The following is a 25,933-nucleotide window of genomic DNA, read 5'->3' as shown; positions in this document are numbered from 1 at the left end:
TACAGGACAGCCTTTTCTATATATTTTGCTTGAACGCTGCAAGAAGCTGATCCCCGGTATACCCTTCTTTGATCAACCCTTCTAAAATCTTGTCGGAATCCTTCCTCAGCTTGGAACTCACCATTTTTCCGTTCATTAAAACGGAGACATGCTCTCCGAGGACCGTAATGTTTTTAACTTTTGCCAAAAGCTGGGCGGGCCGGTTGCTTTTCTTTGTAATTGTTACGAACGCCTTCACTTCTTTGCCTTCTTGCAAAAGGTATTCAAAAAAATATCGATACTCTTTGGAGACAAGCCCTTCCACCATCCAATGGTTTTCTCCGTCTTCCTTGTTAATGATCAGGCCGTCGATCAGGGGGAACTCCTCAAGCCGTTTTGCCGAATCATCCTGGCGCACGATTTTCAAATCAATAAGCCTAAAGGTTTTCACTGCTTTCACCTCACAAGCTTCAATAGTTGTAATACCATTATAGCATATTCAGGTTAAAAGCCTGTAAACGCTGTTTGTTTTGTTTACTGGTATAATACTAATATTTTTAAATTTTGAAAAAAGTATTTTATCGTACTTTGTTTTTCATTATACTGTAGAGAACAGGGGGTGACATATGAACCGATTTTACTTAAAGGAAGTACTTATAATCAGCGGCAATCCGGCTGCTGACCGCAAGCGGTATAAGCTGATGATCCGTTTTTCATCCGACAGTGCCGGAAAATGCGATATCAATGTGGACTATGACGAAAGTATTATATTTCGCTATGAAACAAAGGATAGAATGGAGATTTATGAATTCCAATTAACATTCAAAGAAAAAGAACTGTCATTCAGGCTGTTCGCCTGGGACGGAGGCTCATACGTCCGCTTGTATTCCGAGCGGTGGCTGGCATCTCCTGTTTTTTTTCAGTTTTTAAAAAATACATATTTCTCTAATCAAAAAGACATGATGTTTATGATGATTAGGAGGAAAAGCCATAAATTATAATGGTAAATTACTTTTTTTCGGAATATTTTCTCTTTATCCGCATTTTTCTTCCCCGGGCTTCTCTTATAAACTGGTGATATCGCTGATGAAGGGAGGAACGGAATGTTTAACCACATTATGCTGGTCGGGCGTTTAACGAAGGACCCGGAGCTTCGGTATACATCTGACGGTGTCCCCGTTGCCAATATCACCCTGGCCGTCAGCAGGCATTTCAAAAATGCCGCGGGCGACATTGAAACGGATTTCATCAATTGCACGCTGTGGAGAAAAACGGCTGAAAACACAGCCGATTACTGCAGAAAAGGTTCAATCGTCGGATTGAACGGCAGACTTCAAACGCGCAGCTATGTAAATTCAGAAGGGAACCGCGTCTTTATAACAGAAGTCGTCGCCCGCTCCGTTCATTTTTTGGGCGGGAAACCCCGCGAGCCCGCAGATGTCTGAAGAATGAACGATTCCCGTCTCAAGCCTCTTTCCTATATAAAATCAATCAATTCCCCATTTTCTCCTCAAATAGCCGGTCTTTGAGACCGGTTTTTTTACGCCGTCAAAAAAAAGACAAATTTAAATTGACTCGGGAATTTGCCGTATGTATAATGTAAGCGAATACACAACAAATGACCAGTATTTGCACAAATGTGCAAAGTGTAAAGGGTGATCATATGGAAATAAGAGATGATAATCGCCTCTTAGTCAAAATTTGCAAAATGTACTATGAAGAGGATTTGACACAAAGCCAGATTGCAAAGGCAACGGGAATATACAGAACAACCGTCGGACGGATGCTGAAGAAGGCGCGGGAAGAAGGCATCGTGAAAATTACGATCGATGATCATGTCGGGGTCTACTACGATTTGGAACGAGAGCTTGAACAGCTTCTCGGGCTTAAAGAGGTGTATATATGCGAGACAAAACCGCAGCAGACGGCGGAGGAGAAGAAGAAAAGCGTCGGGAGAGCGGGTGCCGATATTTTAAAACGCGTCATTAAAGACGGGGATACGGTCGGTTTTGCCTGGGGCACGACGATGGCGGGCATGATCGGAGAGTTTCACGGCGTCAGACAGCGCAGCGCTTCTTTCGTACCGCTTGTCGGCGGTCCCGGAACGATGGATACAAAATATCACGTCAACAGCATCGTATACAGCATTGCCAGCGATTTTGGCGGAACCCCCCATTTTATCGATGCGGCAGCGGTTGTTGAGAAAAAAGAAACAAAGGACGAGATCGTAAAGTCCCACTACTTTCAAAAAATCGAACGTCTCTGGAAAAAATTGACGGTGGCAGCCGTCGGAATCGGAGCGCCGTTTAGTTCGTCGAACATGATCTGGACCGGCTTTTACGGTGACCGCGATATGGAGCGGTTGAAAGAAAAACATGCCGTCGGAGATATCTGTTCCCGATTTTTTGACCGTTCCGGAACATTAGTAGATACAGAGATTAATGACAGAACGATCGCGATTGACATCAACCGCCTGAAGGATCTTAAATATTCCATCGGCCTTGCCGAATCGCGGGAAAAGGTCCCGTCGATTATCGCAGCCGCCAAAGGGCAATACATAAATATTTTAGTGACGACTGCCGAAACAGCCAGCGAAATTGCCGCGGAGGTGAAAAAGGAAATATGATCATTTATTTTATCATCGCACTCGGGATAGCCTGGCTTCTACAAAGCGTATTGGGCTTTTGGCAAATCAGGCACTTCAATCAAAAGTTCGCGGAATACAGGCGGCTCGGACGGGTGGCTGTCGGGAGACGGACCGGGCTGTTCAGAGCCGGAACGGTCGTTTTATTTGTCATTGATAAACGAAACAAAATCATTCAGGCATCCAAAATGCAAGGGGTGACAGTTTTTTCAAGAATCAGGCCTTTAAAAGGCTTTGAAGGAAAATTTCTGCCTAAAATCGGTCAGGCTGACCTTGCCCCGCATGACCGTCTGACCAGGCTGGCGATCCAAGACGCGTTAAAAACGTTCAGCATCGTCACTAAAGGAGGTGATGTTCCGCCGAAGAAATCGCTGCTTCAAAGGCTTTTGACTACGAAAAGAAGAGGTGAAATATGAAAAGTGTAACATGGCTTGCAGAAAAATTTATGGATTTGTTCAGACATGGCGGAGAAGTATTTGTCGGCATGCTTACAGACATTGTCCCTTTATTGATCATGCTGCTTGTCGCCATGAATGCAATGATCCGCCTGATCGGTGAAAAAAGAGTGGAAGCGCTTGCGAAAAAATCGGGAAAAAACCCGCTGACGCGATATGTTGTTTTGCCTGTCATCGGAACGTTTATGCTGGCTAACCCGATGACGCTGTCACTCGGAAAGTTTCTTCCCGAAAAGTATAAACCGAGCTATTATGCCGCAGCTTCTTATTCCTGCCACACCCATAACGGGCTGTTCCCCCATGTGAATCCCGGAGAGCTGTTTGTTTTTCTTGGGATCGCCGCAGGCATCACGACATTGGGGTATGAAACGACAGAGCTGGCCCTCCGCTACTTTTTAGTCGGTATTTTGACGAATTTTCTCAGGGGCTGGGTGACGGATTTCACGACGGCTTATGTGGCGAAACAGCAGGGCGTTAAATTGAAGGATGCGGTTGACCTTAAATAAGAAAGGCGGTTTACAGATGAGTTCCTATCGTTCGGTAGTAGTTTCAAAAGGGCCGGGAGGATTTGGCGGGCCGCTTTTGATCACCCCAGATGAACAGAAAAATAAAATCGTTTATGTAACGGGGGGAAACAAGCCGGAGTTTGCCGATGACTTGGCAGAGCTGACCGGATGTACGCTTGTCGACGGTTTTAAAACGACGGTGCCGGAAAAGGAAATGGCGGCCGTGATCATCGATTGCGGCGGGACGCTGAGATGCGGACTATACCCGCAAAAACGGATTCCGACCATCAATGTGATGGCCACCGGAAAAAGCGGACCGCTCGCTGCCCATATCACGGAAGATATTTATGTTTCAGGCGTAAAAAAAGAGAATATCAAACTGTACGAGGCTGAAGAGGAGCCTGAACAGTCCAATATTCTAACAGATCATCAGATTAATGATAAACAAAACCATTATAGCACAGAGAAAAAAATTAGTGAACAGCAGGCGCCAAAAGGCGTCATGGCGAAAATCGGCATGGCGATGGGATCGGTGGTCAGCGTGTTTTATCAGGCCGGCCGGGAAGCGGTTGAAACCGTTATCAAAACGATTCTTCCGTTCATGGCATTTGTCGCATTGTTAATCGGCATCATTAAAGAGTCGGGAATCGGAGATCTTTTCGCCAAATTTTTGTCTCCTTTTGCAGGCTCTCTGCCCGGACTGCTATTAATCTCGCTTGTTTGTTCTTTTCCGCTCCTGTCCCCGTTTCTCGGACCGGGCGCCGTGATCGCCCAGGTTGTCGGGTCGCTGATCGGCGTTGAGATCGGAAAAGGAAACATTCCGCCGAATTTGGCCCTGCCGGCGTTGTTCGCCATCAATTCGCAGGCGGCCGCCGACTTTGTTCCCGTCGGTCTAGGCCTTGCTGAAGCAGAGGTCGAAACCGTCGAAGTCGGTGTGCCGTCGGTACTGTATTCCCGGTTTTTAACGGGAGCGCCGACTGTTTTCATTGCCTGGCTGGCAAGCTTTGGACTGTACGACAGCTAAGGAGGGGGAAAAAGCATGTCCATGCTTTATGAAACGAAAATCACAAAAAAAGGAGCGCTTGCATCCGCTTTCCAAGATGAAAGCATGCTGATTTTATTCGGCGACGGTGCGCCTGACGAATTAAGAGACTATTGTTTGTCGATTGATATACAGCCTGTTGAAGGCGAATTCAGGGAAGGCGATCAGCTTCTGCTTGGCGGCGAGTCTTACAAAGTCACCGCAGTCGGGGAAGCCGTGGTGCAGAATCTGGCCAATCTGGGACATATTACGCTCAAATTTGACGGATCGCGTTCCGCCGAGCTGCCTGGAACGCTGTATCTTGAACAGAAAGAACTGCCCGAAGTTTTGGCCGGAGACCGGATTCAAATTAAGAGATCTTGATAAGGAGCGAGTACGATATGAACATAAATGAAGGGAAAACGGCGTTGATTTGCGGCGGAGGACAAAGCCTTGGGGAAGCGCTGTCCCACCGCATGGCCGAAGCTGGATATACGGTTGCAGTTGCAGATATCAACGGTGAAAAGGCTAAAAAAACCGCTGATCAGGCCGCTGAAAAGTACGGTAAACAGTCGTTGGCGATTCAAGCCGATTTTACGAAGGAAGACGATGTCAAACGAATGATTGAAAACGTCTGTGCACAATTTGGCAAAATCGATGTGATGGTATACAGCGCAGGTATCGCCAAAAGCAATAAAATTACGGACTTTCAATTGGAAGATTGGGAGAAGACCATCGATGTCAACCTGACCGGATACTTTCTGTGCGCAAAGGAAACGGCAAAAGTTATGATCGGGCAGGGCAAAGGATCCATTATCCAAATCAATTCGAAATCCGGTAAAGTCGGCAGCAAGCATAACACGGCATATTCAGCCTCAAAGTTCGGCGGCGTCGGCTTAACCCAAAGCCTTGCGCTCGATCTTGCCGAGCACAATATACGCGTGAATAGCATTATGCCGGGGAACCTATTGAAATCGCCGATGTTTCAAAGCTTAATTCCGCAGTACGCGAAAAAGCTCGGCATTCCCGAAAATGAAGTGGAGCGCGTCTATACTGAGAAGGTTCCGCTGAAGCGCGGCTGTACGTACGACGATATCGCCAACGCGGTTTTATTTTACGCATCTGATCAGGCGTCCTATATGACGGGCCAATCGATCAATGTGACCGGAGGACAAGTCATGCATTAAAAACGGAGGGGATTCTAAAACGAAATGAAAATGCTCGTCGATTCTGCAAATTTATCCGAGATAGAAAGATTGTTAGACTCGTTTCCCGTTGACGGCGTTACTACTAATCCCGCGCTCATTGCCGGGGAAAAGCGTCCTTTTAAACAGCAGATCCAGGAAATACGTCGCCTTCTTCCCGATCAATTGCCGCTTCATGCCCAAATAATTGCCAAAGACAGCTCGGGCATGGTGAGCCAGGCAAGGGATTTGTACCATTGGCTGGACGGAAACGCATGGATCAAGATTCCGGTCACAAAGGAAGGATTAAAGGCGATTGAACAGCTATCGAGAGAAAATATCCGCGTCACCGGAACAGCGGTTTATACGGCTCTCCAAGCCGTGCTTGCAGCTAAGGCGGGAGCGGATTATGTTGCGCCATATGTGAGCCGCATCGACAACGAGTTCGGCGATGGACCAGGAACAGTCAAAACGATTGTTGATTTGTTCAGTGCTTACAGTTTCGGCTGCAAGGTGCTTGCGGCCGGGATATTGAGGCGTTTCGCGAAACATGGCAATCTCAATACGGAACATTTTCTCTTTAACCGAAAGAGCCTGCGTGCCGATGGCATACAGGCTCTTTTTTTACTTAACTTCGCTTAATTATTATTGATTTATTAACGTTTATTAGCTTATAATTACTTAATATAAAGGAATTTTACTTAAAAAAAGGAATGATGACGTGTACCAGGAGGAAAGGTTAATTTCCATCATCGACTATTTGAAGGAGCATAAACGGATTTCAGTCGACCAGATTTGTTCTTTGCTCCATGTATCAAGAGACACCGCCAGGCGTGATCTTGTCAAGCTGAAGGAGCGGGGCGTGATCATCCGGACAAGGGGAGGCGCCATTTTGCCGACGAACCATGATGAGATTAAAGATTATTCAGGAAGACTGAATATCGTGTCTGAAGAAAAGAACATGATCGGAAAGGCGGCTGCTTCGTTAATCAGGGAAGGCGACCGCGTGATTTTTGACGCTTCCACAACAGTTCAGGCGTGCGCCGAGCACCTGCCGGATCTGAACTGCACGATCATTACCAACTCGATAAACCAGGCGGAGGTGCTTTCATCACGAAAGGGAGTTGACATTCATCTGCTCGGCGGAAAGCTGCAAAAAGAGCACCGTTTTTTATACGGCGCTTCGGTGATCGAAAAGCTGTCCAGCTATCATGTTGATAAAGCATTAATCGGAGTTGTGGGGGTTTCTGAACACGGGCTTTCGATTGCCCATGAAGAGGATGGAATGGTCAAACGGAAAATCATATCCCAGGCGGAACAGGTTATCGCGCTTGCGGATCACTCCAAAATCGGAAGGACGGACTTTTTTCAGTATGCTGAATTGAGCGACATTGATCTTCTGATAACAGACCGGCTGCCGGATAAGGAATTCCAAAGGCTGCTCGATCAACACGGAGTAGAACTGCTTTTGGCAGAATAAGAAGGGACTTAAGGGGGAATACAGCTGATGAGAATGATTGCCCTGGATTTGGACGGGACGCTGTTAAACAGTGAAAGCAAGGTCACAAAAGCAAGTATAGATGCGATAAAGGAAGCACAGGCAAACGGAATTGAAGTAGTGATTGCCACAGGGAGAGCCTCATTTGACGTTCGGGAGATTTTTCGGTCCACCGGTATCAAAACGTGGATTATCAGCGCCAACGGAGCGGTGATTCACGATCCGGAGGGACGCCTGTACCACTCCGTTTCGATCGATCGGGAAAAAGCGAAAGGTATTCTTCGGTGGCTTGAAGAAGAGAATTACTATTATGAGGTGTTCAGCGATGACGCGATCTTTACCCCGCAAAACGGGAGAGAGCTCCTTGATATCGAACTGGACCGCCTGAGAAGTGCCAATCCGGCTGCCGACCTGTCAAAGCTTGAGCTCGCCGCCAGCCAACAGCTCAGCCAAAACGGGTATGCGTATATCCGCTCTTACCGCGAGCTGTTTGAAGCGGATGAAGATATAAACGTATACAACATATTAGCTTTTTCTTTTCATAAAGAAAAGCTTCAAAAGGGCTGGAAACGCTTTGAAAAGGAAAAAGGCCTAACGCTTGTCACCTCAGCCGAACACAACTTTGAGCTTGAGCATATTGACGCTTCGAAGGGGCTTGCTTTAGAAAAACTGTCGCAAAATCTCGGTATTCCGCTTTCGGAAACCGCTGCCGCCGGTGACAGCCAGAACGATTATTCCATGCTGAAAATCGTGGGAAAAAGCTTCGCAATGGGCAATGCCCGCGAGGATATTAAGGAGATGGCTGATGAGGTGGCGCCTGCAAATGATGAAAACGGCGTTGCCCATATTCTGCGGCATTTTATTGATCAAAAAAAGGTTTAAAAATGTGTTAACTCGCACACCCTTTTCATATCGGCGTGATGCCGGCGCACACCCGGCAGCGTAACGATAAGGGCTGCGATTAACAAGCGGATTGAATGTTTAATCCGCAGGCTGCCGGCTATACCGGCAGCCTTTATTTGTTTCAAAAGCACGAAAAAAGATGAACACCTTCCGCGCGTTCATCTTTTTTAGCGTTCATTTAAAAAAGAAAGTATTTTTGGCCGAGCGGCACGCGGCTGACCGGCTGGCAGGACAATTCTTTCCCGTCCGCGTACACCTGATATGTCGCCGGATCGATTTCGATTTTCGGCAGCGCGCTGTTCCATTTCATGTCCATTTTGCTGAGCTGTCGAATGCCGCGGGCCGGGGAGATCATTTTCTCAAGCCCCAATGCTTTATGCACTCCGCAGTCAATGGCAGCCTGAGACATGAATGTAATGGATGTGGAGCGGTTCGCTTTGCCGTACGAAGCATACATCTGACGCATTAGAACGGGTTCGGGAGTCGGGATGGAGGCGTTCGGATCGCCCATTTGCGCCCGTGCAATCATTCCGCCTTTTAAAACGAGCTCCGGTTTTACGCCGAAAAACATCGGATCCCATAAGACGAGGTCGGCCAATTTGCCTTTCTCGATTGAACCGACTTCATGGCTGATCCCATGAGTAATGGCTGGGTTGACGGTGTATTTTGCGATATAGCGTTTTGCGCGCACATTATCATTTCCGTTTACCCCAGTTAAAGCGCCGCGCTGCTTTTTCATTTTGTCTGCCGTCTGCCATGTACGAATGATGACTTCTCCGATTCGGCCCATCGCCTGCGAGTCGGAGGATGTCATGCTGATGGCGCCGATGTCATGCAGAATGTCCTCTGCCGCTATCGTAGCCGCTCTGATTCTCGAATGGCTGAATGCGACGTCTTCGGGGACCTTGGCATCGAGGTGGTGGCAAACCATCATCATATCCAAATGTTCATCCATTGTATTGACGGTATACGGAATCGTCGGAGTCGTAGAAGACGGCAGGATATTTGCATAAGAGGCGAGTTTCATAATATCAGGGGCATGTCCTCCGCCGGCGCCTTCAATATGATAAGTATGAATGACACGGTCGCCTATCGCTTCAAGCGTGTTTTCGAGAAATCCCGCTTCATTAATCGTGTCCGTATGAATCGCCACTTGAATGTCCGCTTCTTCCGCAACATCCATACACGTTTGAATCGCTCTCGGCGTCGTACCCCAGTCTTCGTGAAGCTTGAGCCCGATCGCGCCCGCTTCCACCTGCTCGATCAGCGGCGCTTTGTCCGAAGCATTGCCTTTCGCCGTAAAACCGACATTAACCGGGAACTCTTCGGCGGCTTCCAGCATTCTCTGCATATACCAGACTCCCGAAGTACAAGTCGTTGCTTTGCTGCCTGTTGCAGGGCCTGTCCCGCCGCCGATTAGCGTCGTCACTCCCGACGACAGCGCGACTTCCATTGCTGAGGACAAATGAAATGGACGTGGGTGTCGACTCCGCCGGCTGTCAAAATTTTTCCTTCACCGGAGATGACTTCTGTTCCGGCTCCTATGATCATATGCGGATCTACTTGATCCATGATGTCCGGATTTCCGCTTTTTCCGATTCCTGCGATTCGGCCGTCTTTGATGCCGACATCGGCTTTCACGATTCCCGAATAATCAAGCACGACAACGTTTGTGATCACAAGATCAAGCGCGCCGTCTTTTGCGGTGATTCGGCCATTTTGTCCCATACCGTCGCGAATCGTTTTTCCTCCGCCAAAAATCATTTCTTCCCCGTAAACAGTGAAATCTCTTTCGACTTCGATCCAAAGATCGGTATCCCCGAGCCTGATTTTATCGCCTGTCGTCGGTCCGAACAGCTCAGCGTATCGTTTTCTCGTGATTTTCACCGCTTAATCCCCTCTATCCAGCCGGCTTCCTTAAGCTGATTCAATGCTTTTTCTTTGCCTCTTTCATCAAGCAATGTCTCTGTCATGCCGTTTAATCCGCGGACTGTCCTGCGGCCTCCCAGCTCAACCAGTGAAACGGTTTTTTCTTCCCCGGGTTCAAACCGGATAGAGGTGCCTGACGGAATATCAAGCCGCATCCCTAAAGCCGCTGCTCTGTCAAACGCCAACGCGCGGTTGGCTTCCGCAAAATGAAAATGCGATCCGACTTGAATCGAGCGCGTCCCTGTATTTTTCACGGTAATCTCTTTAGTTGCCCGCCCTTCGTTAATCGAAATCATGCCATCCGCAACTTGGATTGCTCCCGGCTTCATTGGTTCACCCCCTGAGAAATCGGCTGATGAACCGTGACAAGCTTAACGCCGTCAGGAAATGTCGCTTCGACTTGAATGCTTTCAAGCATTTCGGGAACGCCTTCCATCAGGTCGTCAGCCGCAAGGACGTGCCGGCCCGCTTCCATCAGTTCGGCTACGCTTTTCCCTTCGCGCGCACCTTCCATTATAAAGCAGGTCAAAATGGCTACAGCTTCCGGATAATTCAGGAGCACGCCCCGTTTCTTTCTTTGTTTTGCAAGCTCCCCGGCAGCAAAAATAAGCAGCTTTTCTTGTTCGACCGGTGTTAGTTTCATCCTTTCTCCTCCTTTTGTGCAAATTGAAATCAAAAAGAAATGGACAGGATCTCCCGGTACCACCCCCTTTAAAGATCAAAAATATGTAAACATATAAATGTTCATGTCATAAATTAACAAGTTCATGTAATTATTATATAATTAACGGAAATATTTTTTAAAGAATATTTCTAAAATTCAGTTAATAGTTTGTGACAAATTTCAAAACTTAGGGAGGAACTACACTGCTTCAACAGTAACGTTACTGTGCCGGGGTAACACTGTGTGATGTATCGGCGTTTCGTTCCTTTTCAGACAAAAGCAGCGATACCCGGCATCGGGTTACCGACAGCGATTTTGTCGCCGTAGGGCGGGAAGTTGCCAGTCTTTTGAAAATAAAAAACAGCCGCCCTCTTAGGCGGCTGTTTTTGGAGTCACCCCGACATTGCGGATGCGCTTAATGTAAACAGTTCTTCGAGTTCTTCTTCGGAAAGCTCGGTAATCCAGTTTTCGCTTTGAATGATCTGGTCGTTCAGCGATTGCTTTGATTCGAGCATGCGGTCGATTTTTTCTTCGATCGTTCCGGTTGTTATGAGCTTATGGACATGCACAAATCGTTTTTGGCCGATCCGGTATGCACGGTCTGTCGCCTGGTTTTCAACGGCCGGATTCCACCATCTGTCATAATGGATGACATGATTGGCTGCGGTGAGATTCAGGCCTGTTCCTCCCGCCTTCAAGGACAAGATCAGAAAAGGGAATTCCTTATTTTGAAATTGCTCGACCATCTTGTCGCGTTCAAGCTTTGATAAGCTTCCGTTTAAAAACTTGACCGGTTCGCCGAATGACGTTTCGAGCAGCCGCTTCATCATCTCGCCCATTCCGATATACTGGGTGAAAATCAGGCAGCTTTCATCCCGGTCGCGGATCGTTTTCGTCAGCTCGAGCAGTTTTTCCAGCTTGGCTGATCTGCCGTCTAGGAGTTCCGTTTCCATTTCTTTTAGATAGAGGGCCGGATGGTCGCAAATTTGTTTTAATTTGCCGAGCATGCTGAGGATCAGCGCTTTCCGCTGCATTCCGGCGAGAGTCGACATGTGCTCAAACGTGTCTTTTACAAGCTGCTCGTAAAGGGAAGCCTGCTCTGCAGAAAGCGGAACGAATTCCTTTTCCTCCTGTTTATCGGGAAGGTTGAGGGCGACTTCCTGATCCTGCTTTGTCCGTCTTAATAAAAACGGCTTAATGAGCTGTTGAAGCTGTTCAATCCGCTTTTCATCGCGGTCTTTTTCGATCGGCAGGACGAAGCGCTTATGAAAGCTTCCGAGGCTTCCGAGGAAGCCTTTGTTCATAAAGTCATAAATCGACCACAGCTCTGTCAGGCGGTTTTCCATCGGAGTCCCGCTTAGCGCGATATGGTGAATCCCTTTCAGTTTTCTGATCGAGCGTGATTGCTTCGTATGCGCGTTTTTAATATTTTGCGCTTCATCAAGGCAAATACAGTTCCACGTCACGCCTCTGAGATCGTCAAAATCGGATTGGGCGAGGCCGTATGACGTCAGCACGATATCGGTGTCTTTGTAGCGCTCCTGAAAAGCTTCTCCCCTCGGGCGCTTTGGTCCGTAATGGAGCGCTGCCGATAACTCGGGGGCAAAGGACTGAAGCTCGCGCTGCCAGTTCCCGAGCACCGAAGTCGGCGCGATGATCAGCGACGGCGTTTTTTGCCCTTTTTCTTTTAAATAAGAAAAGTACGCGATCATCTGAATCGTTTTCCCGAGCCCCATATCGTCTGCCAGGCAGGCGCCGAAGCCGCATTTGCGAAGGAAAAGCAGCCAGTTCAGCCCGTCTTTCTGATACGCTCTGAGCGTGCCTTTAAAATGTTTGCTGACGGGGTATGAAGGGAGCTCATCACGATTGTTCAGCTTCCTGATCATGTTTTTCAGCTGGTAGGATAATTCAAACTGCACTTCGCTGAAAGCGGACGTATCAAACAGGTCGTCTTCTTTCTGTTCCGAGCCGCGGTCCGTCAGCTCGCGGGCAAGAATGTCTGACATGTGAAGTCCTTCGGTTTCGGCGCGTTCCATCAGCTTTTTCATTTGTTTGATAAAGTTCGGATCGATTTTGATCCATTGGCCGCGGATGTTGACGAGCCGCCTTTTATTCGCGACAAGCTGGTTAAACTCCTCTTCCGAAAGCTCAATACCGTTTGTCGCAAACCGCCAGTTAAAGTCCATGAGAGCGTTTATCCCGACGAAAGATTCGCCCCTCGGGGCTGATGAAACTTTCGCTTTCAAAAGCATATTGCTGTCTTTGACGATCTGCCACCAGGACGGCAGCAGGATTTCGATCCCCATGCTGACGAGTGTTTCGCTCGCTTCCGACAAGAAGATCCATGCTTCTTCTTCAGAAAGCAGCGTTGTGCCTGAGTCGATCGAAAGCCATGGGACGGTTTGGCGGAAACGGTCCTGTTCGCGGGCGATTCGATCGGCATATGCGCGCCACGATTTTTTCAGCCCTTTCAAGCCGTCGAAAAACTGGATGTCCCCGCTTTTTTTATCGCGTAAAAACAATTCGATTTTCCAATCATCACCGTCAAAATCGGGCTCGTTTAATCTGAGTCCGACGGTGAACGGGACGGGATTTTCAATCCAGCCGATCGTTTCAAGAAAATCCTCTTCATCGAGAAAATGTCCCTTAAATGAGGTGACGGCGGGGGAGTGTTCAACGATCCTCTCCCACTTTGCCTTCAGTTCTCCGTTATAATCGATGTAGTCGTCGACGGCCCGGGAAAACCATTCCGCCGTATAACCTTCCAAAAAGCCTTCTTTGTCTTTCCAGCGCAGCATTCCCTTTTTCCACGCTTCATAGTCGGGGACAAAATCCTGATCCAGGATAAACTCGTAAATCGTTGAAGCTGTTTTCATCAAAGGCTCTGTTTCCTCAGTCAGCAAAATATCACTAAAGGAATTAAACGAGTTTTTGCCGAGAAATTCGGCAGCCATCCAGGGAGATAGAAGCACGGCCGGTTTTTCCAGACCTGCATCTTCAAGAAAAGTGCCGTAAAAGGACGATTCGTGCCATTGAAATAAATGCCTTTCCATCTGGCTGCGCGTGAGCTGCTGATGGTCCTTGTCACAGCAGAATAAAACGAATGTATAGTCTTCGGACTGTTCGACATGTATCACGATTTCTTTAAGACTCGCCATCGATCAACTTTCCTTTCTTTAGCTCCTCCTGGAATGCCCGCAGCCTTTTGTGGCGGGCTGTCAGCTGTTCCATGTAGCGCTTCCAGACATCTTGTTTTTTCATTTTATTATAGAGAGTGCGCAGCTTTTTCAAGCAGCGGGCGGCTTCTTTATATGCGCTGCGGTTCCGCTGTTCAATCAAGCCGGAAATCTCCCTGTGGTAGGAAGGAACGAGCGCCTCGGGAACCTCCGCTGCGATGTCCTTCAAGGCATTCTGGCCGATTTCCTCGATTGAAAAGCCGACGAGGCTGTGAATTTCCATCCACTCGATAAACCGCTTCCTGCTGTATAGAAATTGGCTGTATTCTGTAAATGTGTACGGCAGGCACTTTTTGCAGTACCTTTCATATAATTGCTCATGGTTCGCGTTTTTGCTGTAGTCGTCGAGAAAAAGGAAGAATTCGCTTAAGGCGTCGCGGATTTCCCGATAAGGTCTATCAAGCTTTGAGAAGCCTTCGACAAGCCCTTCCAGCCGTTCATACCATTTTTTCAGGCGCTTCCAATCCTTTTTGGCTGTCATGACGCTGAGCCACTGAAACGTATAAGGCAGAATGTCAGGAGAAAAAGTTCCGGCTTTTTCAAAGATTGCCTCGTCGTTTTTCAACAGAAATTCAAGGTGAAGCCGGGCAAACTGAATTTCGGGAGTGTCGGGCAGTCCGTGCAAAACGTCAAGTTCCCGCTTCAGCCATTTCGGCCGGGACAGAAGGGCGCTCCAAATCTCCCCGAATATCCGAAGTCTTTCATATTGAAAAATGTCTTTCTTGAGCAGGAGCTCGCGAACGACGCCTGGCGTTTTATCTAAAAACGGATCGAGCGAAAAAGAGAGCGCATACGTTTTCAGCTCATCAATCGAGCTGTAAATCGTGTCCATCAGCTGTTCGATATAAGGGTTGAGCGAATAAAAATCTTTTTCCGGATCGATGCGCATGTTTTCGATCAGCGTATGCATCGCAAGCCATGTCGCAAGAGCGGCATGGATCTGGTATATTTTTTTCAGCTCCGGTTCAGACGGCGTCCGCTTTTTTAGTGCTGAAAAATAGCCGTAGTAAAGGTATTGCATCGTTTGCTGGCCTTTAGGCGTCCGCTGTTCCCAAAGCCTGAATTCCGATTCGAAAAAACGTTTCCAGTTTTCAAACGTTGGCCGCACGTTTTCAGGGCTGAGCCGAAGCTGGTTTAACAAAAGCTGCTGATCAAAGGATTGGCGCTGTTCTTTCCAATATTCCGTGAAAGTTCCCAATCGTTCATATTGTGCATATAAATATAAGTAAACGGCAAGGATGTGGCGGCAGATTTTTTTTGCCGGGCATGAACAGCTGCTCTTTTTGACGTCGGACAGATCGATTGTCACTTTCACCGGCACGACGTCCTGTACGTAGGCTGCCGCCGTATGCCCGCTGAGCGGTTTGACCCGATAGACCGAATCTTGCCTGTATAAAATAAGGGCTTTTTTCAGAAGCTGAATGTTATCTTCATCGTGCGGAAGCACATGCTTAAACTGTTCAGCCGCTTCCATTACAACTGTTTTTGAGATCATTTCCTGAAGCATGTCTATCGCTCCTAACCGAATGACTTTTAAAAAGTTTCCAATCTCTCTATTATAGCTTAATCCGCTGATGCAAAAAAGATTTTCTCTGGAAAAGGACATAAAAACGGACAGCTGTCGAATAATGTAATAGACTATGGCAAATCGATACTTAACAGCATATAATCTGAATATAACGCAAAAATGAGTATGATTTCATGGAAGCTGAAAGGAAAAAGGTATGGATGATAAGGAATTGAATCAGGAAGAGTTTTTGAAAATTCTCATGCACGCTTATGACGTTGGCGAAAAGTCGCATGACATTACGACAAAAGAATTGCTTGAGGATCTGATTGTTCATATCAAAAATGGTTATACAACGTAAAAAGCCGCAAACTCTGTTTGGCGGCTTTTTCGTTCAGCAAAAACAGCCCCATTCCTGCAAAAACTGCTATGTTACATCATATAAAGACCCTGCATCCCCGGAATCTCCCGCTATTTGTCAGGATTCATTTCTTTCAGAACCGCGATAAATATGTATAATCAAGGTAAAGGTGAAATTTTCTGAAAATTTAAATAAAAGAAGCTAAGGGGGGCTCTTATGCGGGACAAGCTCGGCTTTAAAGACGTGTTCTTCGTTTTGAAAAAAAGGTGCGCGATCATCATTCTGATCACGATGGCGGCGGCTGCATCGAGCGCCGCAGTCAATTATTTTCTGCTCACACCGATCTACCAGGCAACCGCCCAAATCCTCGTCAATGGCCGCCAAACCTCAAATTTTGCCGACATTCAGACCAATCTTGAACTCATCAATACGTATAACGTCATCATGAAAAGCCCTGTCATTTTGAATAAAGTGAAAGATGATCTCGGCCTTCGCGAAACGGCGGACGAACTCAAGAATAAAATGACCGTTGTCAGCGAAAACGAATCACAGATTGTCAGTATTTCCGCGACTGACAAGGATTATTCCAAAGCGGCCGCCATCGCAAATACAGTCGCTTCCGTTTTTCAAAGAGACATTCAAGACATCATGAACGATAAAGCCGAGGTCACCATCGTCACAAAAGCCGTACCGTACGGTTCACCTGCGCCTGTCAGCCCGAACAAAACATTCAATATCGCTGTCTTCACGATGTTTGGATTGCTGTTTGGAGCCGGGCTCGCCTTTATTCTTGAGCTTTTGAACAACACGGTGAAAAACGAGGGTGACGTTGAAAATAGGCTGGAACTTCCCGTATTGGGGAACATTTTATTCACGAAGCCGAAAAAAGGACAGGCCGTCAGCCGGATGAACGGTACGGTCGGAAAAGGTCAGGCGCTTTGACCGCTTTACGGGAGGTTTGGTTATGATTGATATTCACTGCCATATTCTTGCGGCCCTTGATGACGGGGCAGGGTGTATGGACGACAGTCTTGAAATGGCGAAACAAGCCGTTTCTCAGGGAATAGACACCGTCATTGCCACCCCGCACCACAGAATCGGCATATGCGAAAATCCAAAAGAGGCGGTCCTCGCCCGCATGACAGCATTGAAGACAAGGCTCAGGCAGGAAAGCATTCCGCTGACCATCCTGCCTGGCCAGGAAATCCGCTTATACGGCGAAATAAAAGATGACCTCGAACGCGGCAGGCTGCTAAGTCTCTCCGGAACAAAATATGTGCTGATCGAGCTTCCTTATCACCATGTGCCGCGCTATGCAGAAAAGCTGATGTTTGATCTTCTGCTGAACGGATTCATCCCGGTCATCGCCCACCCTGAGCGGAATATGGAAATAATGGAAAACCCCGACCGTTTATATCGGCTCGTCAAAACAGGCGCATGCGTCCAGATTACTTGCTCAAGTCTGACCGGGCATTTCGGGAGAAACGTCAAAAAGCTGGCCCGCCGCTTCATCGAAGCCAATCTCGTCCACTTCATCGCATCGGATGCACATAATGTAAAGGTTCGCTCCTTCTTTTTTGACGTATTGGAAAACGAATATGGCCCTGATTTTTTGAGTATGTTTATAGAAAATGCCGGGCTTCTTATCAAAAACCGTGATATTCATAAGATTACGCCGCTACCGGTCAAAAAGAAAAAGCTCTTGGGTCTGCTCTAAAGCGTTGCATCAACCGGCATATATACAGACAGAGGAGGAGCACCATGAACATTTCCATCGTTGGCACCGGGTATGTCGGTCTTGTGACAGGCGCCTGCCTGTCGGACATCGGCCACTATGTTACATGTATCGATATCGATGAACAAAAGGTCGGGCTGTTGAGAAAAGGGTTATCGCCGATTTATGAACCTGGGCTCCAGGATTTGATCCGGAGGAACCTCGCCCGCCGCAGACTCGCCTTTGAAACGGATTTTAAAAAAGGCATTTCAGGGGCTGATATTATATTTATTGCGGTCGGCACTCCGCAAAAGGAAAACGGCCAGGCCGACCTCCGATATATTGAGAGTGCGGCTGTAATGATCGGCCGCCATGTAAAGCGGGACTGCCTCGTGGTCACGAAAAGCACCGTCCCCGTGGGCACGAGCGAATGGATTTCAAACATCATTAAACGCTACGCAAGGAATCGTGTGCAAATATCGGCTGCATCCAATCCCGAATTTTTGCGGGAGGGCTCAGCGATTTATGATACGTTTCACGGAGACCGGATCGTGATCGGCGTCGAGAATGAACAAACGGCCGCTATTCTCGAACAAGTCTTTGCTCCTTTTGGCATTCCTGTTTTTAAAACGGATATCAGAAGTGCAGAGATGATTAAATATGCATCAAACGCCTTTCTTGCCACGAAAATCAGCTTTATAAACGAAATTTCGAATATTTGCGAGAAGGTCGGCGCAGATATTGAGTCTGTCGCATACGGAATGGGACAGGACAAAAGAATCGGCCACCGGTTTCTAAAAGCCGGCATCGGCTACGGCGGCTCTTGTTTTCCGAAAGATACGAACGCCCTTGTCCAAATTGCCGGCCATGTGGAGCACGATTTCGAACTGCTCAAGTCTGTGATCAAGGTGAACAATGAGCAGCCGATCCTGTTGGTCGAGAAAGCGGAAAGGCGGCTCGGAGGCTTGAAAGACAAAGTGATTTCTCTGCTTGGCCTTTCCTTTAAACCGAATACTGACGATATGAGGGAGGCTCCGTCAATCGTCATTGCCGAAGCGCTTGCCGAAAGGGGAGCGAAGATGAAAGCGTTCGACCCGATTGCGGCTGAAAATGCAAAACGGGTCTTAGCAGAAGGCGTTCAATATGCGGAGACGATTGAAGAAGCGGTAAAACGCTCTGATGCGGTGATGATTTTGACAGACTGGGAAGACATAAAAGCATTCCCTTTAGCATCCTACAGAGAGCTGATGGATGCCCCGATCATTTTTGACGGGCGAAACTGCCACGAATTGCGGGAAGCGATAGAAGCCGGTGTTGAATACCATTCCGTCGGCAGGCGGCAAGTTGTCCCCGTTCATATGCAGGCGGCGCATCTTTTACAGCAGTGGAATGACAATCCCGCCGTATGCGAACGCTGCTGCGATTAAGAACGCCGGATGAACGCGGAATTTTGTCAAGGCGATCAAAGAGACCAATGCGATTGCAAGCGCTTGGATCAAGCCGATGGAATAAATCGCATCACCGCCGATTTCCCATGTCAACAACAGCATCATAACGGCGAGCACGGGCTGGACGGACAGCGTCATTCCTTTTACCGCATCTGACTTTCGGAAGCGGCGGATCAGTTTAAGCAATAAAATAAGAGCGATTGCTGAAGGCAGCACGGTCGCTATCAGAGCGACGATTATTCCGGGCCATCCCAATACGCTGTAGCCGACATATGCGGCAATTTTCGTGGCGATCGGGCCGGGCAAAGCGTTCGCAAGCGCCAGCATGTTGGAAAATTCATCTTTTGAAAGCCAATGAAAATGGCGGACGACCTCTTCAAAATTAAGGGGAATCGAAGCGGGACCGCCGCCGTACCCGAGCAGGTTTGCGATAAAAAACGCCCAAAACAAGTACAATGCGATCATGAAGCAGACACTCCTTTATCCTTTCGCTCTGCGGCCTTTCGTTTCAATTTAAAATGGAAAGCGCCGTAAGCCAGAAACACCGTGACGACGATGCCCGAATGAATCGAAAACACCTGAAGACCCAAAAATGCAATGATGAAAAAAAGGACGCCGGTGACGATTCCGAAGCCTTTCAGCGCTTTTTGGCCAAATTCGTATGCCATCTGCCCTAGCATCACGGCGATGACCGGGGTAACTGCGCCGATCATGCCGTTTACGACCTTCGAATGGCTGAGCACGTTGACTGCAGCAAACAGCATGGCCATCGCTGTGCAAGTCGGCAAAATGTGCGCCGCTGTCGCCACGACGGCCCCGGGAATACTTTTTATTTTATACCCTAAGTACGCCGACATCTTTGTTGCGATCGGCCCTGGCAGCGCATTGGCAAGCGCCAGGATTTCTCCGAATTCATCATCATCGATCCATTTGAATTTTGTAACGGCTTCATGGCGGATCAGCGGAATAACGGAAGGTCCGCCGCCGAACCCCAATATCCCGGCCCTCATCATCGCGATGATCAGTTCGCGGTAAGGATGCTTCATGTCACTTCCTCCTTTTTACAGCTTCATTCCCATGCGGCTCTTATAGCGCTTGATCAGCATCTGGCAGTCCACGCTGACGACGCCTTCCAAAGGGTAGAGGCGCTTTGTCAGGAATTCCTCCATTTCGTGATCATTGGCAAAGATTCCGTGCATATGGAGCTTGCTCGGCCCGGTCATATGATAGAGGCTTGTGACGGCAGGTTCCTTTTCGAGCGCAGCGGCAACGGCCTCTAAATATTTGGGCTCGACTTCTACATTAAAAAAGACCGATACGGGAATTCCGACCTTCACTGGGTTGATCACGGCGGTGAACTTTTCGATGATGCCTTCTTCCATCAAATTGTTGATCCTCGTTTGAACGGCAACCCGCGACAGACCTACACGCTTCCCCAGATCAGTATAAGAAATCCTTCCTTCCTCATGGAGAATCGATAGAATTTTTTTATCTGTTTCATCAAGAACTAAATTTGGCATATGGTAATCAAGACTCATACACGTACCTTCCTTTCATATCGTCTTTCATCGTATCGCAATCTTTTTTTGTTTTTTGAAAAACGTTTTGTAAATTGTATCATATATTGGATTTCGGTATGAATGGTTTTATCGATTTTATTCAACTTTATGAAAAATGATTGGAAGGTTTTCTTCCGCGGAGGTAGAACCTGGAGATTCCGGCCGCTATACTTCAAAAGAAAAACAGACGTTTTAACAGAAAGGAAGGAATATGGAGAAATTAAGAATCGGAACGAAACAGATGGTCGTCAGTCCCCATTATCTCGCGTCGCTTGCCGGACACCGGATGCTGGAAAAAGGGGGAAACGCGTTTGATGCAGCCGTTTGCGTCAGCGCTTGCCTCGCGGTCGTCTAGACGGGACTCGGCGGGGATTCTTTTTGGCTGATGTACCGTTCGGAGAGCGGAGAGGTAACGGGTTTCAACGGCAGCGGAAGATCGGGCATGCGGGTGACCCGCGAATGCTACAAAGGGGAGCCTGCCATCCCGGAGAGAGGCGTTTTGAGCGCAATTACGGTTCCGGGCATGGCTGACAGCTGGGACGAAGTTTTGAAAACTTACGGTCGTTTAACGCTGAAAGAGGTGCTTGAGCCGGCGATCGCGTACGCTGAAGAGGGGTTCCCCGCCTCGACGGATCAATGCCGGACCACCGAAAAACATGCCGAATGGCTTTCCGGAATCCCGGTGACATCAGACATTTTTCTTCCGGGCGGAAGGCCTCCCGCCGAAGGTGAACGCTTTGTGCAAAAAGAGCTGGCCGGGACGTTAGCCCTTCTTGCGGAAAAAGGAAAAAACGCATTTTATAAAGGGGAAATCGCCCAATCGATAGCCGGTTATTTGCAAAACAACGGAGGATTGCTCACACTGGAAGATTTCATGCGCCATAAAGGGGAATGGGTCACACCGCTTTCTTCCTCATACAGAGGGTATGACGTCTATAAAATGCCGCCTAATTCCCAAGGGTTTGCAGGGCTCATGACGCTGAACATCCTGGAACACTATGATTTTACGAAAATCCCCCATGGTACCTTTGAATACTATCATCTCTTGATCGAAGCATTAAAGCGAAGCTTTGCCGACCGCAACGAGGTTCTGACAGATCCCGATTTTTCGCCGGTGCCGCTCGAACGTTTGCTTGACAAGGAGTACGCGAGAGATATCGCGGAGAATATCGGCGATGAAGCGAAGCCGCTTGCAAGCCCGCTGGTCGGCAGCGATACGGCATATGCAGCGGTTGCAGACGAAGAAGGAAATGCTGTGTCTTTTATTCAAAGCCTCTATTTTGAATTCGGATCAGGCGTGACGGCGGGCGAAACGGGAATCATTCTGCAAAACAGAGGATCGTTTTTCTCTCTTGACCCCGGGCATGTCAACAGACTGGAGCCCGGAAAAAGAACGTTCCATACATTGATGCCGGCCATGGCGTGCAAAGGCGGCAGACCGAAAATCCTTTACGGGACACAGGGAGGGGAAGGGCAGCCGCAAACCCAAACCGCTCTTTTGACGAGAATGATCGATTACGGAATGGACCCGCAAACGGCTATCAATGAGCCGAGATGGTTGTGGGGCAGAACGTGGGGAGATTATGTCGCAGGCGTGAGAATCGAAAACAGGGTGGACGAAGAAGTGATTCAAAAGCTGAAAGAGCGGGGGCATCTGGTCACCGTTGTCGATGATTTTGACGGCGTGATGGGACATGCGGCAGCGATCCAAATCGATGATCAAGGCTTCCCGAGGGGGGGGAACTGATCCGCGCTGCGACGGGGCAGCGATAGGAAAGTAAATGTTCGAAACAAATCTTTTGACACAATTTTTTCCACGAGCTATAATTATCTCGAAATCGAGATAATTTGGGAGGCGAAAACGTTGGCTAAAGATTTTTACACCGCGATTAAAGAAAGGCGTTCAATTTATGGAATCTCTAAAGATGTAAAGGTATCGGACGACAAAATTCGGGAAATCGTCGAGTTTGCCGTCAACCACACCCCGTCATCATTCAATTCGCAAAGCTCAAGGGCCGTTGTTCTATTGGGCGGGCAGCAGGGAAATCACAACCGAAACGCTGCGAAAAATCGTTCCTGCCGATCAATTTGCAAGCACGGAAGAAAAAATGAACGCTTTCGGCAGCGGCTACGGCACGGTTCTGTTTTTCGAAGATCAAAACGTCATTAAAGGACTTCAAGAACAATTTGCATTGTATAAAGACAATTTCCCAATCTGGTCTGAGCAGTCTTCTGGCATGCTCCAGCTTGTCGTATGGACCGCTTTGGAGAGCGAAGGTCTCGGAGCTACTTTGCAGCACTACAACCCGCTCGTTGATGAGGAAGTCAAAAAAGAATGGAACATCCCTGAAAGCTGGAAGCTGATCGCGCAAATGCCGTTCGGCCATCCGGTAGCAGAGCCTGGAGAAAAAGATTTCGCGCCGATTTCAGAACGCGTGAAAATCCATAAATAAAAGGAACAAAAATACCCAATGAACGGCCGTTCATTGGGTATTTTGCTGCATATTCTACCAGTCTATGATGTTGAAACCTCATTCGAAACTTCTATAAAATGCTGCAAAGCCGGATTGCGGTTGTCCTTTCTGTGGGCGGTGACCCATTCTGCCCGAAGCGAAAGGTCATCGATTTCCCTGTAGACCACATCAAGGTTAAACAGCCGTTTGGCCGCCGTCGGCACGACCGCAACCCCCATTCCGGCAGATACGAGGCCGATCACCATTTGATATTCGGTCGCTTCCTGGGCGATGTTGGGAACGAAGCCGGCCTGCTCGCACGAAAAAATGAAGTCAGTGTATAAAGAAGGCCATGCTGATTTGTCGATCGCAATCAGTGACTCGTCTTCAAGATCACGCAGATAAATCCGGGATTTTTTAGTAAGCGGGTGGTATTTAGGAAGCGCGAGTACGCAATGGCTTTTCTTCACTGTGTATGACTTCAGTTCATCGTTTCCTAACGGAGGGTGCAAAACGCCGATGTCGATGTGTCCGTTTAATAAGGCTTCGATTTGGTTTGGGGTCGACAGCTCCCGCAATTCAATGTTGACTGAAGGGAATTGTCTGCGGTACTCCCTGATGATCGGCGGCATAATTTCGTATGTCGCCGAGCCGACAAAGCCGATCACGAGCCTGCCGAGTTCACCCCGGGCGGTCCGCTGGGCCATGTCAACCGCCTGATCGATCTGGGACAGGCCTTCTTTTATCTGCTTTAAAAAAACGCCGCCTGCCGCCGTCAGCTTGACGGCTCTTTTTGACCTCTTCAGCAAGGTGACGCCAATCTCACTTTCTAGCTGCTTAATCTGCTGGCTGAGCGGAGGCTGAGTCATTTTCAGCCGAAGAGCTGCTTTTCCGAAATGCAGCTCTTCGGCTACAACCATAAAATAACGAAGGTGGCGCAGCTCCATTTTTCACTCATTCCTTTCTGAATGCGATTTCAGTCGTTTTACATATTAATTGTAAGACAAAGAAGTATTGGAAAACAATTTCCACAAGATATATATTTAATAATACAATAATTTTATTAAAAATTCATTGTAAATGAATGAAAATGGAGGAGTGAGGGCTTTGAAAAAAGTAGCCGCTGAAAATGAAACTCTTACGGTAAGAGGAGCAGAGCTTGTGGTGGATAGTCTCATTCAGCAGGGTGTCACTCATGTTTTCGGTATTCCGGGAGCAAAAATCGATGCGGTATTTGACGTGTTGAAAGACAAAGGGCCTGAATTGATCGTATGCCGTCACGAGCAAAATGCAGCATTTATGGCGGCGGCAGTCGGACGATTGACTGGAAAGCCCGGTGTTTGCCTGGTGACCTCAGGTCCGGGAGCTTCTAATTTAGCTACCGGTCTTGTAACAGCCAATACAGAAGGAGATCCGGTTGTTGCTCTTGCTGGTGCTGTAAAGAGAGCGGATCGTCTTAAAAAGACCCATCAATCAATGGATAATGCGGCGTTATTTCAGCCGATTACGAAATACAGCGCAGAAGTTGAAGATCCTAACAATATTCCTGAAGCCGTAACAAATGCGTTCAGAGCGGCAGCTTCTGGACAGGCCGGCGCAGCCTTTCTCAGCTTTCCGCAGGACGTAACAGCCGGTCCGGCTACCGCTAAACCGGTAGGAACCTTGCCTGCGCCGAAACTGGGCGCAGCTCCGGATGAACTCATCAGTGCGGCCATCGCCAAAATTCAAAATGCAAACCTTCCTGTCGTGCTTGTCGGAATGAAAGGCGGAAGACCTGAAGCAATAGAAGCTGTCCGCCGTCTGCTGAGAAAAGTGAAGCTTCCGTTTGTCGAAACGTATCAGGCAGCGGGAACGCTTGCTCATGATTTGGAAGACCAATACTTCGGACGAATTGGATTATTCTGCAATCAGCCCGGAGATATTTTATTGGAAAAAGCGGATGTCGTCTTGACGGTCGGGTACGATCCGATTGAATACGATCCGGTATTGTGGAATAAAAAAGGCGAACGAAGCATTATTCACCTAGATGAAATTCAAGCGGAAATCGATCACGATTATCAGCCGGACATCGAACTAATCGGGGATATCGCAGCGACTTTGGACCATATTGAACACGATTCGCTTCCTGTCTCAATCGACAAAGCGCTCGTACCTGTGCTTCATCAGTTAAGCAAAGCATTGAAGGAACAAAGCGAGCCTCCTAAAGAGAAGCAATCAGACCGCGTACATCCGCTGCAAATCGTTCACGATTTGCGCAATTTGGTGAGCGATGATATCACGGTGACTTGCGATATTGGCTCACATGCCATTTGGATGTCCAGATATTTCCGCTGCTACCGTCCGCTTGGCCTGCTGATTTCAAACGGCATGCAGACGCTCGGCGTCGCTTTGCCTTGGGCGATTGCAGCATCTCTTGTAAACCCGGGACAAAAAATCGTATCCGTTTCAGGCGACGGCGGCTTCCTGTTCTCGGCGATGGAATTGGAAACAGCGGTCAGATTAAAAGCTCCGATCGTTCACCTTGTATGGAATGACAGCGCATATGACATGGTGGCGTTCCAGCAGGAAATGAAATACAACCGGACTTCCGGAGTCGACTTTGGCAATATAGATATTGTAAAATACGCTGAAAGCTTTGGAGCAAAAGGCTTAAGGGTTAATTCGCCGGAAGAATTGAAAGAAGTGCTTCAGCAGGGTCTTGATGCAGAGGGTCCTGTCGTCATTGATATTCCTGTCGATTACAGCGACAATGTTCATTTGGCAGACCAACGTTTTCCTAAAGCGTTTGAGGAACAATTAAAAAAAGAAACCTCTAATCAATCTTGATCACAGCACGTCCAGTCATCATATTAAAATCAAGGGAGTGAAAAGA

The 25,933-nt window shown here is 48.0% G+C and carries 25 protein-coding genes and 3 pseudogenes; 18 read left to right on the top strand and 10 right to left on the bottom strand.

Translation table 11 applies throughout. The features are described 5' to 3' along the window. Nucleotides 1-16 precede the first annotated feature (16 nt). On the bottom strand, nucleotides 17-430 hold the full coding sequence (locus tag MHB78_RS21870) for a YwpF-like family protein (RefSeq protein ID WP_046130156.1): 414 nt from the start codon (nucleotides 428-430) through the stop codon (nucleotides 17-19). Nucleotides 431-605: 175 nt separating this feature from the next. Here MHB78_RS21870 and MHB78_RS21865 point away from each other — a divergent pair, with 175 nt between their 5' ends. The 11 genes from MHB78_RS21865 (at nucleotide 606) to MHB78_RS21815 (ending at nucleotide 8,169) form a co-directional block, all read left to right on the top strand. After that, a complete protein-coding gene (locus tag MHB78_RS21865) occupies nucleotides 606-980 on the top strand; it encodes a hypothetical protein (protein ID WP_046130155.1) in 375 nt (124 codons plus the stop codon). 102 nt (nucleotides 981-1,082) lie between these two features. Beyond that, the gene (gene ssb, locus MHB78_RS21860) at nucleotides 1,083-1,424 is read left to right on the top strand and encodes a single-stranded DNA-binding protein (protein WP_046130154.1); all 342 of its coding nucleotides are present in this window, start codon (nucleotides 1,083-1,085) and stop codon (nucleotides 1,422-1,424) included. 218 nt (nucleotides 1,425-1,642) lie between these two features. Next, nucleotides 1,643-2,605: a sugar-binding transcriptional regulator gene (locus MHB78_RS21855; RefSeq protein WP_046130153.1), complete on the top strand. Its 963-nt coding sequence runs from the start codon at nucleotides 1,643-1,645 to the stop codon at nucleotides 2,603-2,605. After that, nucleotides 2,602-3,039: a transcriptional regulator GutM gene (locus MHB78_RS21850; protein ID WP_046130152.1), complete on the top strand. Its 438-nt coding sequence runs from the start codon at nucleotides 2,602-2,604 to the stop codon at nucleotides 3,037-3,039. The genes MHB78_RS21855 and MHB78_RS21850 overlap by 4 nt, the downstream gene beginning before the upstream one ends. Continuing rightward, complete coding sequence (locus MHB78_RS21845; protein WP_046130151.1) at nucleotides 3,036-3,584, top strand: PTS glucitol/sorbitol transporter subunit IIC; 549 nt, start codon at nucleotides 3,036-3,038, stop codon at nucleotides 3,582-3,584. The genes MHB78_RS21850 and MHB78_RS21845 overlap by 4 nt, the downstream gene beginning before the upstream one ends. Nucleotides 3,585-3,600: 16 nt before the next feature. Next, entirely contained in the window at nucleotides 3,601-4,608 is a 1,008-nt protein-coding gene (locus MHB78_RS21840; protein WP_046130150.1) for a PTS glucitol/sorbitol transporter subunit IIB, read from the top strand. Nucleotides 4,609-4,623: 15 nt separating this feature from the next. Next, the gene (locus MHB78_RS21835; RefSeq protein WP_046130149.1) at nucleotides 4,624-4,989 is read left to right on the top strand and encodes a PTS glucitol/sorbitol transporter subunit IIA; all 366 of its coding nucleotides are present in this window, start codon (nucleotides 4,624-4,626) and stop codon (nucleotides 4,987-4,989) included. 17 nt (nucleotides 4,990-5,006) lie between these two features. Further along, nucleotides 5,007-5,792 carry a sorbitol-6-phosphate dehydrogenase gene (gene srlD, locus MHB78_RS21830; RefSeq protein WP_046130148.1) on the top strand — a complete coding sequence of 262 codons (786 nt, stop codon included), beginning with the start codon at nucleotides 5,007-5,009 and terminating at the stop codon, nucleotides 5,790-5,792. A gap of 24 nt (nucleotides 5,793-5,816) precedes the next feature. Beyond that, nucleotides 5,817-6,431 (top strand): transaldolase family protein, encoded by a 615-nt coding sequence (locus MHB78_RS21825; protein ID WP_231947402.1) that lies wholly within the window; start codon nucleotides 5,817-5,819, stop codon nucleotides 6,429-6,431. Between the two features lie 79 nt (nucleotides 6,432-6,510). Continuing rightward, complete coding sequence (locus tag MHB78_RS21820) at nucleotides 6,511-7,269, top strand: DeoR/GlpR family DNA-binding transcription regulator (RefSeq protein WP_046130147.1); 759 nt, start codon at nucleotides 6,511-6,513, stop codon at nucleotides 7,267-7,269. Nucleotides 7,270-7,296: 27 nt separating this feature from the next. Then, entirely contained in the window at nucleotides 7,297-8,169 is an 873-nt protein-coding gene (locus tag MHB78_RS21815; protein ID WP_046130146.1) for a Cof-type HAD-IIB family hydrolase, read from the top strand. Nucleotides 8,170-8,368: 199 nt separating this feature from the next. On the opposite strand, the pseudogene ureC reads toward MHB78_RS21815, so the two are convergent. The 5 genes and pseudogenes from ureC to MHB78_RS21790 all read right to left on the bottom strand — a co-directional run bounded on the left by ureC (nucleotide 8,369) and on the right by MHB78_RS21790 (nucleotide 15,526). After that, nucleotides 8,369-10,077, bottom strand: a pseudogene (ureC, locus tag MHB78_RS21810) (urease subunit alpha). Next, nucleotides 10,074-10,448 (bottom strand): urease subunit beta, encoded by a 375-nt coding sequence (gene ureB, locus MHB78_RS21805; protein WP_046130145.1) that lies wholly within the window; start codon nucleotides 10,446-10,448, stop codon nucleotides 10,074-10,076. The pseudogene ureC and the gene ureB overlap by 4 nt, the downstream one beginning before the upstream one ends. Next, on the bottom strand, nucleotides 10,445-10,762 hold the full coding sequence (ureA, locus tag MHB78_RS21800) for an urease subunit gamma (RefSeq protein WP_046130144.1): 318 nt from the start codon (nucleotides 10,760-10,762) through the stop codon (nucleotides 10,445-10,447). Before ureA ends, ureB begins: the two co-directional genes overlap by 4 nt. Before the next feature lie 413 nt (nucleotides 10,763-11,175). Next, nucleotides 11,176-13,941 carry a DEAD/DEAH box helicase gene (locus MHB78_RS21795; protein WP_046130143.1) on the bottom strand — a complete coding sequence of 922 codons (2,766 nt, stop codon included), beginning with the start codon at nucleotides 13,939-13,941 and terminating at the stop codon, nucleotides 11,176-11,178. Then, the gene (locus MHB78_RS21790) at nucleotides 13,928-15,526 is read right to left on the bottom strand and encodes an SWIM zinc finger family protein (RefSeq protein ID WP_340033149.1); all 1,599 of its coding nucleotides are present in this window, start codon (nucleotides 15,524-15,526) and stop codon (nucleotides 13,928-13,930) included. The genes MHB78_RS21795 and MHB78_RS21790 overlap by 14 nt, the downstream gene beginning before the upstream one ends. A gap of 217 nt (nucleotides 15,527-15,743) precedes the next feature. On the opposite strand from MHB78_RS21790, the gene MHB78_RS21785 reads away from it, so the two are divergent. From MHB78_RS21785 to MHB78_RS21770, 4 genes are all read left to right on the top strand, one after another. Next, nucleotides 15,744-15,887: a hypothetical protein gene (locus tag MHB78_RS21785; protein WP_096891940.1), complete on the top strand. Its 144-nt coding sequence runs from the start codon at nucleotides 15,744-15,746 to the stop codon at nucleotides 15,885-15,887. Nucleotides 15,888-16,103: 216 nt separating this feature from the next. Beyond that, nucleotides 16,104-16,829 carry a Wzz/FepE/Etk N-terminal domain-containing protein gene (locus MHB78_RS21780; protein WP_046130141.1) on the top strand — a complete coding sequence of 242 codons (726 nt, stop codon included), beginning with the start codon at nucleotides 16,104-16,106 and terminating at the stop codon, nucleotides 16,827-16,829. Between the two features lie 22 nt (nucleotides 16,830-16,851). Next, complete coding sequence (locus tag MHB78_RS21775; protein ID WP_046130140.1) at nucleotides 16,852-17,604, top strand: CpsB/CapC family capsule biosynthesis tyrosine phosphatase; 753 nt, start codon at nucleotides 16,852-16,854, stop codon at nucleotides 17,602-17,604. Nucleotides 17,605-17,648: 44 nt separating this feature from the next. Then, nucleotides 17,649-19,028, top strand: a complete 1,380-nt coding sequence (locus MHB78_RS21770) for a UDP-glucose/GDP-mannose dehydrogenase family protein (protein ID WP_046130139.1) — start codon at nucleotides 17,649-17,651, stop codon at nucleotides 19,026-19,028. On the opposite strand, the gene MHB78_RS21765 is transcribed toward MHB78_RS21770, so the two are convergent. The 3 genes from MHB78_RS21765 to MHB78_RS21755 are packed head-to-tail and all read right to left on the bottom strand — an operon-like array spanning nucleotide 18,978 to nucleotide 20,587. After that, nucleotides 18,978-19,514, bottom strand: a complete 537-nt coding sequence (locus MHB78_RS21765) for a chromate transporter (protein WP_046130138.1) — start codon at nucleotides 19,512-19,514, stop codon at nucleotides 18,978-18,980. The two genes, MHB78_RS21770 and MHB78_RS21765, sit on opposite strands and share 51 nt — an antisense overlap. Beyond that, nucleotides 19,511-20,095: a chromate transporter gene (locus MHB78_RS21760; RefSeq protein ID WP_046130137.1), complete on the bottom strand. Its 585-nt coding sequence runs from the start codon at nucleotides 20,093-20,095 to the stop codon at nucleotides 19,511-19,513. Before MHB78_RS21760 ends, MHB78_RS21765 begins: the two co-directional genes overlap by 4 nt. Nucleotides 20,096-20,110: 15 nt before the next feature. Continuing rightward, a complete protein-coding gene (locus tag MHB78_RS21755) occupies nucleotides 20,111-20,587 on the bottom strand; it encodes an Lrp/AsnC family transcriptional regulator (protein ID WP_046130136.1) in 477 nt (158 codons plus the stop codon). A gap of 232 nt (nucleotides 20,588-20,819) precedes the next feature. On the opposite strand from MHB78_RS21755, the pseudogene ggt reads away from it, so the two are divergent. Both ggt and MHB78_RS21745 read left to right on the top strand, forming a co-directional pair. After that, nucleotides 20,820-22,389: pseudogene (gene ggt / locus MHB78_RS21750) on the top strand (gamma-glutamyltransferase). Between the two features lie 83 nt (nucleotides 22,390-22,472). Further along, nucleotides 22,473-23,061 (top strand): annotated as a pseudogene (locus tag MHB78_RS21745) (nitroreductase family protein). Between the two features lie 62 nt (nucleotides 23,062-23,123). Here MHB78_RS21745 and alsR read toward each other — a convergent pair. Next, entirely contained in the window at nucleotides 23,124-24,008 is an 885-nt protein-coding gene (alsR, locus tag MHB78_RS21740; RefSeq protein WP_046130135.1) for an acetoin biosynthesis transcriptional regulator AlsR, read from the bottom strand. A gap of 160 nt (nucleotides 24,009-24,168) precedes the next feature. Between alsR and alsS the strand changes: the two genes are divergently transcribed. Then, nucleotides 24,169-25,887: an acetolactate synthase AlsS gene (gene alsS, locus MHB78_RS21735; protein WP_099047079.1), complete on the top strand. Its 1,719-nt coding sequence runs from the start codon at nucleotides 24,169-24,171 to the stop codon at nucleotides 25,885-25,887. Nucleotides 25,888-25,933: the final 46 nt, after the last annotated feature.

This window comes from Bacillus sp. FSL K6-0138, assembly GCF_037982765.1.
GTDB lineage: Bacteria > Bacillota > Bacilli > Bacillales > Bacillaceae > Bacillus > Bacillus glycinifermentans.
The sequence above is the reverse complement of the archived record's forward strand: the minus strand, read 5'-3'. Positions and strand labels throughout refer to the sequence as shown.

Bases quoted from the DNA above. Each gene is read 5' to 3' on its own strand.
- MHB78_RS21865 (WP_046130155.1), top strand. From the start codon at position 606: ATGAACCGATTTTACTTAAAGGAAGTACTTATAATCAGCGGCAATCCG.
- ssb (WP_046130154.1), top strand. From the start codon at position 1,083: ATGTTTAACCACATTATGCTGGTCGGGCGTTTAACGAAGGACCCGGAG.
- MHB78_RS21855 (WP_046130153.1), top strand. From the start codon at position 1,643: ATGGAAATAAGAGATGATAATCGCCTCTTAGTCAAAATTTGCAAAATG.
- MHB78_RS21850 (WP_046130152.1), top strand. From the start codon at position 2,602: ATGATCATTTATTTTATCATCGCACTCGGGATAGCCTGGCTTCTACAA.
- MHB78_RS21845 (WP_046130151.1), top strand. From the start codon at position 3,036: ATGAAAAGTGTAACATGGCTTGCAGAAAAATTTATGGATTTGTTCAGA.
- MHB78_RS21840 (WP_046130150.1), top strand. From the start codon at position 3,601: ATGAGTTCCTATCGTTCGGTAGTAGTTTCAAAAGGGCCGGGAGGATTT.
- MHB78_RS21835 (WP_046130149.1), top strand. From the start codon at position 4,624: ATGTCCATGCTTTATGAAACGAAAATCACAAAAAAAGGAGCGCTTGCA.
- srlD (WP_046130148.1), top strand. From the start codon at position 5,007: ATGAACATAAATGAAGGGAAAACGGCGTTGATTTGCGGCGGAGGACAA.
- MHB78_RS21825 (WP_231947402.1), top strand. From the start codon at position 5,817: ATGAAAATGCTCGTCGATTCTGCAAATTTATCCGAGATAGAAAGATTG.
- MHB78_RS21815 (WP_046130146.1), top strand. From the start codon at position 7,297: ATGAGAATGATTGCCCTGGATTTGGACGGGACGCTGTTAAACAGTGAA.
- ureB (WP_046130145.1), bottom strand. From the start codon at position 10,448: ATGAAGCCGGGAGCAATCCAAGTTGCGGATGGCATGATTTCGATTAAC.
- ureA (WP_046130144.1), bottom strand. From the start codon at position 10,762: ATGAAACTAACACCGGTCGAACAAGAAAAGCTGCTTATTTTTGCTGCC.
- MHB78_RS21795 (WP_046130143.1), bottom strand. From the start codon at position 13,941: ATGGCGAGTCTTAAAGAAATCGTGATACATGTCGAACAGTCCGAAGAC.
- MHB78_RS21790 (WP_340033149.1), bottom strand. From the start codon at position 15,526: ATGCTTCAGGAAATGATCTCAAAAACAGTTGTAATGGAAGCGGCTGAA.
- MHB78_RS21785 (WP_096891940.1), top strand. From the start codon at position 15,744: ATGGATGATAAGGAATTGAATCAGGAAGAGTTTTTGAAAATTCTCATG.
- MHB78_RS21780 (WP_046130141.1), top strand. From the start codon at position 16,104: ATGCGGGACAAGCTCGGCTTTAAAGACGTGTTCTTCGTTTTGAAAAAA.
- MHB78_RS21775 (WP_046130140.1), top strand. From the start codon at position 16,852: ATGATTGATATTCACTGCCATATTCTTGCGGCCCTTGATGACGGGGCA.
- MHB78_RS21770 (WP_046130139.1), top strand. From the start codon at position 17,649: ATGAACATTTCCATCGTTGGCACCGGGTATGTCGGTCTTGTGACAGGC.
- MHB78_RS21765 (WP_046130138.1), bottom strand. From the start codon at position 19,514: ATGATCGCATTGTACTTGTTTTGGGCGTTTTTTATCGCAAACCTGCTC.
- MHB78_RS21760 (WP_046130137.1), bottom strand. From the start codon at position 20,095: ATGAAGCATCCTTACCGCGAACTGATCATCGCGATGATGAGGGCCGGG.
- MHB78_RS21755 (WP_046130136.1), bottom strand. From the start codon at position 20,587: ATGAGTCTTGATTACCATATGCCAAATTTAGTTCTTGATGAAACAGAT.
- alsR (WP_046130135.1), bottom strand. From the start codon at position 24,008: ATGGAGCTGCGCCACCTTCGTTATTTTATGGTTGTAGCCGAAGAGCTG.